The following is a 14,450-nucleotide window of genomic DNA, read 5'->3' as shown; positions in this document are numbered from 1 at the left end:
GCCATAAGGCGGCAGGGGAACACTGATTTGGGGACATCCTATGGAATTTTATTTTCCGACAGAATTTGGCGAACAACTGGCTTTCTCGGCCGCCGCCGTATCGGCGATCATCGGCCTCGTCATCATGTTTGCACCGGGGGTGACGTTCCGGCTATTCGGCCTGCAACATCTGACCGAGCGCCGTGACGGTCTCGTGCTGTTGCGCTCTTCGCTTGCGGGTTTCTATCTGGGCTTTGGTGCAAGCGCTTTGCTTTTGGCGCAGCCAATGGTCTACCTGGCGTTCGGGATATCTTTCGCGATAGCTGTCTTCGGTGCTGTGCTCTCTATCCTGTCCGATGGAGGCGCAACTGTGCGAAATTGCTTACTTCTGGTTGTGCATTCGGCGCTTGCGATATTACCGCTTATGTATGTTTTTGGGTGGGTTTGAGAACCGATCAAGGAAGATCGCTCTTTCCTCATCCTGTTTCTGGGCTGATGTCGGAAAATTTAACGCTATCCCTCTTGCCCAAAAGACAGTTTCCGTTACTACGCGTGTTGCGAGTCCCGGCGTCCTATGGTAGACGGACCGCGAAATCGAGATAAGGCAGGGGGGAATTCCGGCCTTATTCGGGGAAATTGAAACGATTTCAAGAATTTGGAAAGCTTAACAGGCGGCCCGGTCTTCTTGAACGATTAGCAGGGAAAAAGTGCCCGTGGCAGATACCTCCCATGGAACATCCGGTGTAGCGGAAAGGTACGCGTTGTCGCTTTTCGAGCTTGCCTTGGAAGCGGGTGTCGTTGACGCGGTTGGTGCCGACCTCGACAAGTTTCAGGGCTTGCTTAACGAAAGCGCAGATCTGAAGCGTCTGGTTGCGAGCCCGGTCTTCTCGGCGAAAGAACAGTCAAGCGCTATTTCCGCCATTGCGGAAAAGGCGGGCATCACTGGATTGACTGCAAACTTCCTCAAGGTTGTTGCCAGCAATCGTCGTTTGTTCGCGGTTCCTGGGATGGTCGTTGCCTATCGTGAATTCGTTGCCGCTCATCGCGGTGAGATTACCGCCGAGGTTACCTCGGCCCATGCGCTGGATGAAGCGCAGGAAACTGAACTGAAAGCGGCGCTGAAGAGCGTTACTGGTAAGGATGTGAAGGTCGCTCTGACCATCGATCCATCCATTCTTGGCGGCCTCATCGTCAAGGTTGGCTCGCGCCAGACAGATACGTCTCTTCGCACCAAACTTTCCACCCTTAAGCTTGCACTGAAAGAGGTTGGCTGATGGATATCCGCGCCGCGGAAATTTCCGCAATTCTAAAAGACCAGATCAAAAATTTCGGCAACGAGGCGGAAGTCTCGGAAGTCGGCCAGGTGCTTTCCGTCGGTGATGGTATTGCCCGCGTTTACGGCCTCGACAATGTTCAGGCCGGTGAAATGGTCGAGTTCCCAGGCGGCATTCGCGGCATGGCGCTCAACCTTGAAAACGACAACGTCGGCGTTGTTATTTTCGGTTCTGACCGTGACATCAAGGAAGGCGACACCGTCAAGCGGACCGGCGCTATCGTTGACGTTCCTGTTGGTCCAGAGCTTCTCGGCCGCGTGGTCGATGCTCTCGGCAATCCGATCGACGGCAAGGGCCCGATCAGCGCAACGCGTCGTTCACGTGTTGACGTCAAGGCTCCCGGTATCATTCCACGCAAGTCCGTTCACGAGCCTATGTCGACAGGCCTCAAGGCCATCGATGCCCTGATCCCGGTTGGTCGTGGCCAGCGCGAGCTTGTTATCGGTGACCGCCAGACAGGCAAGACCGCGATCATTCTCGATACGATCCTGAACCAGAAGGCTATTCATGACAGTGGCCCAGACAGCGAAAAGCTGTATTGCGTCTACGTCGCTATCGGCCAGAAGCGTTCGACGGTTGCCCAGTTCGTGAAGGTTCTGGAAGAGCGTGGCGCTCTGCAGTACTCCATCATCGTTGCTGCAACGGCTTCCGATCCTGCTCCAATGCAGTATCTGGCACCGTTTGCCGGTTGCGCCATGGGCGAATACTTCCGCGATAACGGCATGCATGCGCTGATCGGTTACGATGACCTTTCCAAGCAGGCCGTTGCCTACCGTCAGATGTCGCTTCTTCTGCGCCGTCCTCCAGGCCGCGAAGCTTATCCTGGCGACGTCTTCTATCTGCACTCGCGTCTTCTCGAGCGCGCCGCCAAGATGGGCGACGATGCTGGGAACGGTTCGCTGACGGCTCTGCCTGTCATCGAAACGCAGGGTAACGACGTTTCGGCGTTCATTCCGACCAATGTGATCTCGATCACAGACGGCCAGATCTTCCTCGAGACAGACCTGTTCTATCAGGGTATCCGTCCGGCTGTTAACGTTGGTCTGTCGGTCTCGCGCGTTGGTTCTGCCGCTCAGATCAAGGCCATGAAGCAGGTTGCCGGTTCGATCAAGGGTGAGCTTGCCCAGTATCGTGAAATGGCAGCGTTTGCTCAGTTTGGTTCCGACCTCGATGCTTCTACGCAGCGCCTGCTGAACCGTGGTGCACGTCTGACCGAATTGCTCAAGCAGCCGCAGTTCTCTCCACTCAAGACGGAAGAACAGGTTGCAGTGATCTTCGCTGGTGTGAACGGTTACCTGGATAAGGTCGCTGTTGCAGATATCGGCAAGTTCGAGCAGGGTCTGCTTTCTTACCTCCGCTCGGAAGGCAAGGCCATTCTCGACACCATCCGCACGGAAAAGGCTGTTAGCGACGACACCAAGGGAAAGTTGAAGACTGCCCTTGAGAACTTCGCCAAGTCTTTCTCCTGATTAGCCTCGTGACTGGGACGGATAACGGATGCCTTCACTAAAGGATCTGAAAAACCGCATTGCCTCCGTAAAGGCGACGCAGAAGATTACCAAGGCGATGAAAATGGTCGCCGCGGCGAAGCTTCGGCGCGCCCAGGAAGCTGCGGAGGCCGCCCGGCCTTACTCGCAGCGCATGGGCGCCGTTCTTGCAAATATCGCCCAGGCGGTCGAGGCAGACGTTGCTCCGCTTCTGATGACCGGTACCGGCAAGGACGACGTGCATCTGCTCGTCGTCTGCACGGCTGATCGTGGCCTTTGCGGTGGTTTCAATGCACAGATTTCCCGTTTTGCTCGTGATCGTGCCCGCAGGCTGATCGCAGAAGGCAAGACGGTCAAGATCATGACTGTCGGCAAAAAAGGCTATGATAGTCTGCGTCGTGAGTTCTCGTCCAACATCATCGAACGCATTGAACTGCGTGACGTGAAGCGGGTGGGTTTCGAGAACGCCGACGGTATCGCAAAGAAGATCATCGCGCGTTTCAACGCCGGTGAGTTCGATGTCTGCACGCTGATCTACTCCGAGTTCAAGTCGGTCATCAGCCAAATTCCGACAGGTCTGCAGCTTATTCCTGCTGCCGCCCCTGCGGTCGATGTTGAGCAGTCTGCAACGACGGCGATTTATGAATACGAGCCGGATGCGGCTTCCATTCTGGAAGACCTTATTCCGCGCAACATTTCTGTTCAGGTTTTCCGGGCTTTGCTCGAAAACGTGGCTGGCGAAATGGGTGCCAAGATGAGCGCGATGGACAACGCCACGCGCAACGCCGGTGAAATGATCAACAAGCTGACGCTTTCCTATAACCGTCAGCGTCAGGCTCAGATCACCAAGGAACTGATTGAAATCATTTCGGGCGCGGAAGCGCTCTGAGGTTAAGGAAAGAGGGTAAGGATAATGGCTAAGGCAGCTACCCCAAAGAAAACCGCAGCGATTACTGGCGCGACCGGCAAGGTTCAGCAGGTTATCGGCGCTGTTGTCGACGTGGCGTTCGAAGGCGATCTGCCTGCGATCCTCAACGCGATTGAAACTGACAATAACGGCAACCGTCTGGTTCTCGAAGTTGCGCAGCACCTCGGCGAAAACGTCGTGCGTACCATCGCCATGGACTCGACAGAAGGTCTGGTTCGCGGTCAGTCCGTCCGTGATACGGGCGCTCCGATCACCGTTCCCGTTGGTCCTGAGACGCTCGGCCGAATCATGAACGTCATCGGCGAGCCAGTTGACGAAGCCGGTCCTCTGGTCACCTCGGGCACGCGTGCCATTCACCAGGAAGCACCATCCTACGTTGAACAGTCGACAGATGGCCAAATCCTGGTCACGGGCATCAAGGTCGTTGACCTCCTGGCGCCATACGCAAAGGGCGGCAAGATCGGTCTGTTCGGCGGCGCTGGCGTTGGCAAGACCGTTCTGATCATGGAACTGATCAACAACGTGGCCAAGGCGCACGGCGGTTACTCGGTCTTCGCTGGCGTGGGTGAACGTACCCGCGAAGGCAATGACCTTTACCACGAAATGATCGAATCCGGCGTTAACAAGCACGGCGGCGGCGAAGGCTCCAAGGCTGCGCTCGTGTACGGCCAGATGAACGAACCACCAGGCGCGCGTGCTCGTGTTGCTCTAACGGGTCTGACGATTGCGGAAGACTTCCGCGACAAGGGCCAGGACGTTCTGTTCTTCGTGGACAACATCTTCCGCTTTACGCAGGCTGGTTCCGAAGTTTCGGCTCTCTTGGGCCGTATTCCTTCCGCTGTGGGTTATCAGCCAACGCTGGCAACCGACATGGGCCAGATGCAAGAACGCATCACGACGACGACCAAGGGTTCGATTACCTCGGTTCAGGCTATTTACGTTCCCGCCGACGATTTGACCGACCCTGCACCAGCAACCTCGTTCGCCCACTTGGACGCAACGACGGTTCTGTCACGTTCGATCGCTGAAAAGGGTATTTACCCGGCTGTGGACCCGCTCGACTCGACGTCGCGCATGCTCGACCCGCTGATCGTTGGCGAAGAGCACTACGAAGTTGCCCGTAAGGTCCAGATGACCTTGCAGCGCTACAAGGCTCTGCAGGACATCATCGCCATCCTCGGCATGGACGAACTGTCTGAAGAAGACCGTCTCGCCGTTGCGCGCGCTCGCAAGATCGAACGCTTCCTGTCGCAGCCATTCTTCGTGGCTGAAATCTTCACGGGCGCTCCCGGCAAGCTGGTTGCTCTTGAAGACACGATCAAGGGCTTCAAGGGTCTGGTCAACGGCGAATACGACCACCTGCCGGAAGCTGCTTTCTATATGGTTGGTTCGATGGAAGAAGCCGTCGAAAAGGCCAAGAAGATGGCTGCTGAAGTCGCTTAATATCGAAAAGAGGGCGCGTGTCTCTTGCACGCGCCTTTGTCCGTCGCGCAACGAAAAAGAAGTGAATAGCCATGGCCGACAGTTTCAAATTCGAACTTGTTTCTCCGGAGCGCCTGCTTGTTTCCGAGACGGTCACTGAAGTCGTCATTCCGGCTACGCTCGGGGAGATGACGATTCTGCCAAACCATGCGCCCGTCATGACCACGATCAAGCCTGGTCTGGTCACGGCGAAGTTCGCATCCGGCGAAACGCATAAATATGTTGTTTTTGGTGGTTTCGCGGATATCGTTCAAAGCGGCTGCACCTTGCTTGCAGAGTCGGCGACATCTGCGGACGACATCAGCTCTGATGATTTGCAAAAGCGTATCGATGCGGCACGTTCGGAAATCGAGGAAGGCAATCATCACCACGAGCACCGGACCAAGCTCGAAAGGCATCTTTACGAATTGACGAACCTGCATGAGGTTCTCGTCGCTGCTTGAAAGCACCGGGCGGGTTCGTAAGAATGACTGCCCACAAAGTGGACACTTGAAGCGGCCTCATCGGCCGCTTTTTGTATTTTGGGGTTTAGAACGTTTCCATTTAACAAGGAAACGCTCTAGGTAGATCGTCTGGTTGGTCTCCCAATCTGTTGAGGTTATATCATGTCGACGACGCAAGCATTTCGGACGGTCAAGCGTATTTCCCGGCGCGACGGGCTTGTGTCAGTCGGCCACCGCGATGTCCCCGAAGAGGTTCCGGTCGCTTTTTCTTATGGTGGCTCAACCCATGCAGTCATGATGGCATCGCCCGTCGATCTCGAGGATTTTGCTGTTGGTTTCAGCTTGACGGAAGGCATCATCCTCGAACCCTCGCAGATAGAGGCCGTTGAGGTCGTGGCGACGGAGCAGGGGTTTGATGTGCAGGTTACGCTGCTTGATGAGCAGGCAGATGCGTTACGTCTTCGCAGGCGTCATATGGCCGGACCTGTGGGTTGCGGTCTGTGTGGCATCGAATCCATAGAACAGGCTGTGCGGCCTGTTCCCGACGTTTCGATGACACAGCTTGCTCTGAACGCCGATGATCTTGTTGTTGCGATGGATGCACTTCATCAGGCGCAACCTCTTTTTCGTCAGACCAGAGGCGTGCATGGCGCCGGATTTTTCAATCCTGCAACCGGTCTGATCACGGCGCGCGAGGATGTCGGGCGGCACAACGCGCTGGACAAGCTTGCGGGGGCCGTGCTTCGCAGCGGGACGCCGGGTGCTGCAGGTGCAATTGTCGTCACCAGCCGCCTCTCGGTAGAAATGGTACAGAAGGCAGCGATCCTCGGAAGTCCAATTCTGGCCGCGGTCTCAGCGCCCACAGCGCTTGCCATCGAAACCGCCGAGAAGGCGGGGATAACATTGGTCGCGCTGGTCCGTGGTGAGGACCTTGAGATATTCACGCGCCCCGATCGCATTACGATAGAGGGCCTTAGAGCATTTCCTTGTTAAATGGAAACGTTCTGCCGGAGCAGATTTTCGTCAGGACAAAGGCGATTGGGCAACGGCATACCCTGAGGTACGGTCGAGCCGATCGCCTTTGTCCTGGCGGAAATATGCCCGGCCCTCCGGGTTGGTTGAAACGGGCCATCTGCCTGCCCGGACGGCTTGGCCGTATGCTAAGGCTACGCCACGCGCCCTCCGGACAAGCAGTCGATCCCGTTTGAACCAACAGAACTGTTTCCATTTAACAAGGAAACGCTCTAAAACCGAATTGTGCTCTTGATGGCATCATTCGTTTTGCTTTCCGTTGCAGCTTTGATATTCGTCCATACACCATTGCCCTGATGTGGCGCGGTCGGCGACGTCACGCTGCAACGCTGCAATCTCCATGCACACATCTGACGGACCGTTTTGCGATGGCGGCACCCGGAGAGCACTATGCAGCATGACCTGATCTCAAAAACGCGACCGGCGGCGGTGGAAACCGATTTTGGCCCCTGGCTTGCAAAGGCGTCCATTCTCATTGTCGATGATGAACCTGGCATGCGCAACTTTCTGATGAGGACGCTGGAGACCCGTTGCGCCTATGTTGATGAGGCGGGTGATACGGCACAGGCGACGAAGAAGCTGGATGAACGCCACTTCGATATCGTCATCCTCGACAACATCATGCCGAAGAAAACGGGGCTGGAATGGCTGGCCGACCAGCGTGCAATCGGCTTTTACGCGGATGCCATCCTGATGACGGCCTATGCCGATCTTGATACGGCCATTCAGGCGATACGCGCAGGTGCTGCTGATTTCGTCCTGAAGCCGTTTCGGTCCAATCAGATATTGAATGCCATATCGCGGGCGCTCGACCGATCCAATCTGCGGCGAGAAAACTCTGCTTTGAAATATCAGCTGAAAAAGGCTTCAGATCACTTGTTTCTGCGTGACCGCCTGGTGGGTAGCTCAGCAACGATCCAGCAGACACGCGACATGATCAGCCGCGTCGCACCGCTTCCGACCTCCGTTTTGCTGACGGGTGAGTCCGGTACGGGTAAGGAAGTTCTGGCGCATTCCATCCACGAATTGTCGGATCGCGCCGGAAAACCCTTCGTGCCGATCAACTGCGCGGCCATTCCGGCAGATATGCTGGAAACCGAACTGTTCGGCCATGTGAAGGGCGCCTTTACAGGAGCGGAGAGCCGTCGCGAAGGCTTGTTCCTGCACGCACAGGGCGGAACGCTGTTTCTGGATGAGATCGGTGAGATGCCGGTTGCCTTGCAAAGCAAGTTGCTGCGCGTGATCGAGGACCGGAAGGTGCGCCCGGTGGGTGCAGAGCGGGAGGTGCCCATCGACATCCGGTTCATATTCGCTACCAATGCCGATCTGGCTGCTGATGTGGAAAAGGGGCGTTTCCGCGCCGATCTGTTTTACCGGATCAACGTCATGGAGATCTATCTTGCGCCACTCAGGGACCGTGAGCGCGATGTGGTGGAATTGACGGAGCTTTTCATGCACAAGCTTTCGCAGCAGCTTGGTATGCCGCCGGTCGCCATTGATGATGCCGTACGCACGATGCTGTTGGCTTATCGCTGGCCGGGAAATGTCCGCGAACTTCGAAACTTTGTTGAGCGTAGCCTCATCCTCGGGCGTTTCCCGCTGGATTTGCGCGGAGGTGCTCCGGTCGCAGTCGCTGCTGGCACCTTGGAAGAGGTCGAGAGGCGGCATATTCTGGCGGTTCTGAGTGACGTTTCAGGAAACAGGGACGAGGCATCGCGCCGTCTTGGCATTTCCCGAAAAACGATCGATCGCAAGATGTCGTCCTGGCATGGCTGAGAAATCGGAAAACTCAAGGGTTTTTGGTGCGTTAAAGTCGGTTCGGTTCCGGCTGCTGGCCATCGCGCTGTTGCCGACACTCGTCATTCTGCCCCTACTTTTGGGTGTGACCATGGTGCGGTGGAGCGGTAAGCTGGATGCGCTGCTCATCACCAAGGTGAACAGCGACCTGACCGTTGCGCACCAATATCTCGTGACGATCCTAGAGGATACGGGCGAGCGGTTGGAGGCGATCACGGGTTCCGCGCGGCTTCAGGATATCGTTTTGGCGGGAAATAAAACGGCCCTTGCCGGGCTTCTGGAGGAAAACCGTCAGAAACTTGGTCTCGATTTTCTGTTTCTGGTCGATGGCAACGGTGATCTTCCTGCGAGTGCAGGAACGGATGAGGAAAAGACACGCGTGGATTGGCCAGTTCGGGCCGCTGCGCTGTCTGGCAAAGCATCCTACGCCATGGATGTCTTCTCCGAAGAGGATCTGACGAGGCTTTCACCTCGTCTGGCGGATCGGGCGCGGATCGGAGTCACGCCAGCACCAGACGCAGCGACGGGTCAGATATTCGAAACACGTGGAATGATGATCCATGCCGCAAGCCCTTTGCGTTTGCCGGGTGGTCAGGCCCTGGCACTGGTCGGCGGAAGGTTGCTCAACCAGAACCTCGATTTTATCGATACGATCAATGAGCTTGTCTACCGGCAAGCCAGCCTGCCGGAGGGCAGCCAGGGGACCGCGACACTGTTTCTGGACGACGTGCGCATCAGCACGAATGTGCGTCTGTTCGAGAACCAGCGTGCTTTGGGAACCCGGGTATCTGAGGCGGTGCGGGCGACGGTTCTCGGAGCCGGTAAGGTCTGGCTGGACAGCGCTTTCGTCGTCAATGACTGGTATATCTCGGCCTACGAACCCTTGGTCGATAGTTATGGAAAACGCGTCGGCATGCTTTATGTCGGCTTTCTGGAGGCGCCGTTTGCGCGCGCCAAGTATGAAACGCTCGGTTCCGTCATTGCTGCGTTTTTAGGTATTACGATCCTCAGCATTCCGGTTTTCCTGCGATGGGCCCGCAGTATCTTCAAGCCGCTCGAGCGCATGACCCAGACCATCTCTAGGGTCGATGATGGTGACCTGGGCGCCCGCACAGGCTTGCCACCGACTGGCGATGAGATCGGGCAGGTCGCAGTGCATCTAGACGGGCTGCTGCAACGTCTTCAGCAGCGTGAAGGCGAGTTGCGGGCGTGGAATGAAGAGCTCAATGCACGTGTCGAAGAAAGGACGCAGGAACTTCAACTTGCCAATCTGCGTCTCGAAGCGACAACCAAGCAGCTCGTCATGTCCGAAAAGCTGGCAACGATTGGCGAAATTACCGCTGGCGTAGCCCATGAGATCAACAATCCCATCGCCGTCATTCAGGGGAATTTGGAGGTCGCCCGGAGCATGCTGGGCAAGACTGCGGACGCAGCCAGGACGGAATTCAATCTGATCGACGAACAGGTGGATCGCATCAGCCGGATCGTCGGCAAGCTGCTACAATTTGCAAGGCCGGAAGAGTTTGCTGGCTATATCGAGCGCCAAGACCCCGAAACGGTGATTTCCGATTGCATGCCACTCGTCAAGCATGTGCTGACACGTGCCGGGATCGAGGTTGTCAAAAACAACAAGGCGAATGGACTTCTGGCGATGAACCGAACGGAGTTGCAGCAAGTTCTGGTCAACCTCATCGTCAACGCCGCTCACGCGATGCCGCATGGTGGCACGTTGACGCTTGGAAGCCACGATGAGGAGCGTCACGGATCTCGCGGCGTGGCCATCAGCGTGACCGATACAGGTGTCGGGATTGGCGAGGATGTCGTGGATCGCATTTTCGATCCCTTTTTCACGACCAAGCAGCAAGAGGGTACGGGCCTTGGGCTTTCGGTGAGCCAGATGCTGATCGCGCGACAGGGCGGGGAGATCACAGTGAGGAGCACTGTTGGTTCCGGGACCGTGTTTACGATCTGGTTGCCGCAGGCACTTGACGTTCGGTAGCTTGTGCTTTCAACGCTCCGAAATTACGGCGAAAATCAAGCAGAAATATGGACATTTTGTCGCGATGTCCCGGACAAATTGTCTCATGTAATCGTGCCGTATTGTGCATCCTGTTGATAAGAAACAATTTATTTTTGGCACGCAAATTGCTGAGCAAGTGTGGCAACACATCAGGCCAGTTGCGTGTGAGCGTCCCGAAGAAGGAGCCGCCCGCGCAGTTGGGTCCGTGGGCTTGGGACATTGTTTCGGATGGAACGTTGCGGGACTTGCATTTGCTTGCAGGTCACGCAACGGACCCCGAGGCGAACAGCAACATCCAAATTCATGACGCCTCGCGTGGTGAATGGAGGGACACACAATGACTGCGACGAACGAGACATTCGCGCCGGGGGCTGCGGGTGCAGGTCTTCTGGACCGCGAAAGAATTATCGCAAAACCTGGATTCAATCGCTGGCTGGTTCCACCGGCAGCGCTCGCGATCCATCTTTGCATCGGCATGGCATACGGCTTCTCGGTGTTCTGGCTGCCACTCACGAAGGCAATCGGCATCACCTCGACAGTTGCCTGCCCTGATCTCAACCTTGCTTCGGCATTGTTCACCACCACCTGCGACTGGCGCGTCAGCGACCTTGGCTGGATCTACACACTCTTCTTCGTTCTTCTCGGTTGCTCTGCTGCCATCTGGGGTGGCTGGCTGGAACGGGCGGGCCCGCGCAAGGCCGGTTTCGTTTCCGCAATCTGCTGGTGCGGCGGTATGGCGATTGCTGCCATCGGCATCATGACGCACCAATTGTGGCTGATGTGGTTCGGCGCTGGCGTCATTGGGGGTATCGGCCTTGGCCTTGGCTATATTTCTCCGGTGTCCACCCTGATCAAGTGGTTCCCTGACCGTCGTGGCATGGCAACCGGCATGGCCATCATGGGCTTTGGCGGCGGCGCAATGATCGGTGCTCCGCTTGCGGATGCGCTGATGCGCCACTTCCGAACCGAAGCGTCCATCGGCGTTTGGGAAACCTTCCTTGTCATGGCGGCGATCTATTTCGTCTTCATGATGGCTGGCGCGTTCGGATACCGAATCCCACCCGCAGGCTGGAAGCCTGAAGGCTGGACGGCACCTGCTGCCAAGAACTCGATGATCACAACCCGCCACGTGCACCTCAAGAATGCTCACAAGACCAAGCAGTTCTGGATGATCTGGCTGGTGCTGTGCCTCAACGTATCGGCTGGTATCGGCGTCCTGGGTATGGCGTCGCCCATGCTACAGGAAATCTTTGCCGGTTCGCTGATCGGTCTTCCTGACGTGAAGTTTGCTGATCTGACACCTGAGCAACTGGCTCAGATCGCGGCGATTGCTGCTGGCTTCACCGGTCTGCTGTCCGTGTTCAACATTGCGGGTCGCTTCTTCTGGGCATCGTTGTCTGACCGCATCGGGCGCAAGGCAACCTACTTCACGTTCTTTGCGCTCGGTATCGTGCTTTACGCTTCGTCGCCTTGGGCGGCTGGCCTCGGCAATAAGGCGCTTTTCGTCGGCATGCTCTGCATCATCGTCTCGATGTATGGCGGTGGCTTTGCGACCATCCCGGCTTACCTCGCCGATATCTTCGGCACCCAGTTCGTTGGCGCGATCCATGGTCGTCTTCTGACGGCATGGGCAACGGCTGGCATTATTGGTCCTGTCGTCGTCAACTACATCCGTGAAGCACAGATCGCTGCGGGCATTCCGCGCGCGCAGGTCTATGACTTTACGATGTATATCTTGGCCGGCATGCTGGTATTGGGCCTGATTGCCAACCTCATGGTCAAGCCGCTCGAAGACAAATGGTATATGTCGGATAACGAAGTGGCGGCACTTCAAGCCAAAACGACGGCTGCGACCAGTGGCCCAACAGGTTCCTTCGGCATAGGCAAGGGTGGCTTCGACGCCAAGGCGGCCATCGCCTGGGCGGTCGTTGGTATTCCGATTGTCTGGGGTATCTGGATCACCTTGCAGAAGACGTTCGTTCTGTTCACCTGATTGACTGTTTTGCCAAATGGAAAAGAAAAAGGCGGCACCTGTGCCGCCTTTTTCAATTCGCTAGAGACGTCTTTTATCCTTTGATCTCGTGGATGGCCTAACGGCCGGCCGATGCGGTCCTTGGCAGTGTCGGTGCGTCGTGATCTTGCGAATATCTGGGCTGTGACGTCAACGAAACCGCTCCGTCGTTCACCTGAAACTGTGTCAGCAATTCTCGCAGGCTTTCGGCCTCGCGTGCCAGTCCATGGCTTGCCGCGGTGGTTTCTTCGACCATCGCCGCGTTCTTCTGGGTCGCCTGATCCATCAGGTTTACAGCGTCATTAATTTCGGCCAAACCGTTGGCCTGTTCGCGTGATGCCTCGACGATTGCAACCACGTTCAGGTCGATTTGCCCAACCTGCTCAGCAATCTGCTTCAGCGCGTCGCCCGTTTGTCCAACGAGATCGACACCGTTCGAGACGTGCTGGCGCGACTTGCTGATGAGTTCCTTGATCGCTTTTGCGGCGCTTGCAGAGCGCTGAGCCAGTTCGCGCACTTCCTGGGCCACCACAGCAAAGCCTTTGCCCGCTTCGCCTGCTCTGGCAGCCTCTACGCCAGCGTTTAATGCCAGAAGGTTGGTCTGGAACGCGATCTCGTCAATCACGCTGATGATGCTCGTGATCTCGCCCGATGACTGAGATATCTCATCCATGGCCTCGATGGCACGGTGGACGATTTCACCGGAGCGTTCGGCACTCTTTCGGGTGGAAGCAACAAGCCTTCCGGCCTCGCTGGCGCGGCTGCTGGAATCCTTGACCGTGGTGGTGATTTCTTCCAGCGCGGCGGCGCTTTCCTCCAGCGATGCAGCCTGTTGTTCGGTGCGGCGCGCGAGTTGATCAGCCGCCACGCGGATTTCAGCCGAGCCGGACGCAATGGTGGCCGAGTTGTGCGCGACCGTCTGCATGGTGGAGCGAAGTGTCTTCATCACCTCATTGAAATCGGCACGAAGCTTTTCCATGCTGGGTACGAAAGGGGTATTCAGGCTCTGGCGGAGTTCGCCGCTGGCCAGTAGGCGAAGGGCGGAGCCCAGCGTGCTGATGGCGCTCATGCGCGGCGTCACATCCGTCGCGAATTTTACGACTTTGACAACATGACCCTTGCCATCGACGATCGGATTATAGGCGGCCTGTATCCAGACTTCCTTCCCGTTCTTGCCGAAGCGGACAAACTCGTCTGATATAAACTCCCCCGCCGCCAGACGCTTCCAGAAATTCGCATAATCGGCAGAGGCTGCATAGGTCGGCTCGCAGAATAGACGATGGTGCTTGCCAACGATGTCACTCAGGCCATAACCCAGCGTGGCACAGAAATTGTCGTTGGCGGTAATGATTTCACCGTGTGGTGTGAACTCAATAACCGCCTGAGAACGCGAGATCGCTTGCAGCTTGTTGTCGTCTTCTTCGGCTTTGAGTTTTTTTGCCGTGATATCGGTTGCAATCTTTACGACCTTGTAAGGCTTACCGCCTCGGCAGACCGGATTATAAGATGCTTCGATCCAGATTTCGCTTCCATCCTTGCGCAGGCGTTTGTATTCCCGCGCATCGTACTTTCCAGCGCCAAGGCTTGCCCAGAAATCCGAATAGGCTTTCGAGTTCGTATAACTCGGATCGCAGAAAACTCGATGATGTTTTCCGATGATTTCGGCAAGATCATATCCCAACACGGCGCAAAAATTCTTGTTTGCTGTCAGAATATTACCTTTGAGATCGAATTCAATCACCGCTTGCGAAGCAGACAAGGCGTCCAGAACACTTTTATTGTCAGCATTTTTCCCCAGCCAAAGCATGCTATCTCCAAGTAAACTGAAAATGTCGCAGCAATGGACGATGTCATTGTCGCGCGCGTTTTTGTTGCAGGACGAGTCGATTCGATATTTTTCGTTCTATAATTGAATTAGGCATTAATAATATTAATAC

General features: G+C 56.3%; 11 protein-coding genes. 10 read left to right on the top strand and 1 reads right to left on the bottom strand.

Annotated elements, in window-relative coordinates; genetic code table 11:
* Positions 1-40 precede the first annotated feature (40 nt).
* From GGQ73_RS11045 to GGQ73_RS11000, 10 genes are all read left to right on the top strand, one after another.
* The gene (locus tag GGQ73_RS11045) at positions 41-427 is read left to right on the top strand and encodes an AGROH133_08824 family phage infection protein (RefSeq protein ID WP_174154230.1); all 387 of its coding nucleotides are present in this window, start codon (positions 41-43) and stop codon (positions 425-427) included.
* Positions 428-686: 259 nt separating this feature from the next.
* Positions 687-1,253 (top strand): F0F1 ATP synthase subunit delta, encoded by a 567-nt coding sequence (locus tag GGQ73_RS11040; protein WP_183896251.1) that lies wholly within the window; start codon positions 687-689, stop codon positions 1,251-1,253.
* Complete coding sequence (atpA, locus tag GGQ73_RS11035; RefSeq protein WP_183896249.1) at positions 1,253-2,782, top strand: F0F1 ATP synthase subunit alpha; 1,530 nt, start codon at positions 1,253-1,255, stop codon at positions 2,780-2,782. Before GGQ73_RS11040 ends, atpA begins: the two co-directional genes overlap by 1 nt.
* 28 nt (positions 2,783-2,810) lie before the next feature.
* The gene (locus GGQ73_RS11030; protein ID WP_183896248.1) at positions 2,811-3,689 is read left to right on the top strand and encodes a F0F1 ATP synthase subunit gamma; all 879 of its coding nucleotides are present in this window, start codon (positions 2,811-2,813) and stop codon (positions 3,687-3,689) included.
* 24 nt (positions 3,690-3,713) lie between these two features.
* Positions 3,714-5,171 (top strand): F0F1 ATP synthase subunit beta, encoded by a 1,458-nt coding sequence (atpD, locus tag GGQ73_RS11025; RefSeq protein WP_174154226.1) that lies wholly within the window; start codon positions 3,714-3,716, stop codon positions 5,169-5,171.
* A 71-nt stretch (positions 5,172-5,242) separates the two neighbouring features.
* Positions 5,243-5,653, top strand: a complete 411-nt coding sequence (locus tag GGQ73_RS11020) for a F0F1 ATP synthase subunit epsilon (RefSeq protein WP_174154225.1) — start codon at positions 5,243-5,245, stop codon at positions 5,651-5,653.
* Positions 5,654-5,815: 162 nt separating this feature from the next.
* Complete coding sequence (gene fdhD / locus GGQ73_RS11015; protein ID WP_183896246.1) at positions 5,816-6,646, top strand: formate dehydrogenase accessory sulfurtransferase FdhD; 831 nt, start codon at positions 5,816-5,818, stop codon at positions 6,644-6,646.
* A 429-nt stretch (positions 6,647-7,075) separates the two neighbouring features.
* Complete coding sequence (locus tag GGQ73_RS11010; RefSeq protein ID WP_183896243.1) at positions 7,076-8,461, top strand: sigma-54-dependent transcriptional regulator; 1,386 nt, start codon at positions 7,076-7,078, stop codon at positions 8,459-8,461.
* Complete coding sequence (locus tag GGQ73_RS11005; RefSeq protein WP_183896242.1) at positions 8,454-10,481, top strand: sensor histidine kinase; 2,028 nt, start codon at positions 8,454-8,456, stop codon at positions 10,479-10,481. The genes GGQ73_RS11010 and GGQ73_RS11005 overlap by 8 nt, the downstream gene beginning before the upstream one ends.
* Before the next feature lie 358 nt (positions 10,482-10,839).
* The gene (locus tag GGQ73_RS11000) at positions 10,840-12,495 is read left to right on the top strand and encodes an OFA family MFS transporter (RefSeq protein ID WP_183896240.1); all 1,656 of its coding nucleotides are present in this window, start codon (positions 10,840-10,842) and stop codon (positions 12,493-12,495) included.
* Positions 12,496-12,592: 97 nt separating this feature from the next.
* On the opposite strand, the gene GGQ73_RS10995 is transcribed toward GGQ73_RS11000, so the two are convergent.
* On the bottom strand, positions 12,593-14,320 hold the full coding sequence (locus GGQ73_RS10995) for a methyl-accepting chemotaxis protein (protein ID WP_183896238.1): 1,728 nt from the start codon (positions 14,318-14,320) through the stop codon (positions 12,593-12,595).
* Between the last annotated feature and the right edge of the window lie 130 nt (positions 14,321-14,450).

Source organism: Rhizobium skierniewicense, assembly GCF_014196515.1.
In the GTDB taxonomy this organism is placed as follows: domain Bacteria; phylum Pseudomonadota; class Alphaproteobacteria; order Rhizobiales; family Rhizobiaceae; genus Agrobacterium; species Agrobacterium skierniewicense.
The sequence above is the reverse complement of the archived record's forward strand: the minus strand, read 5'-3'. Positions and strand labels throughout refer to the sequence as shown.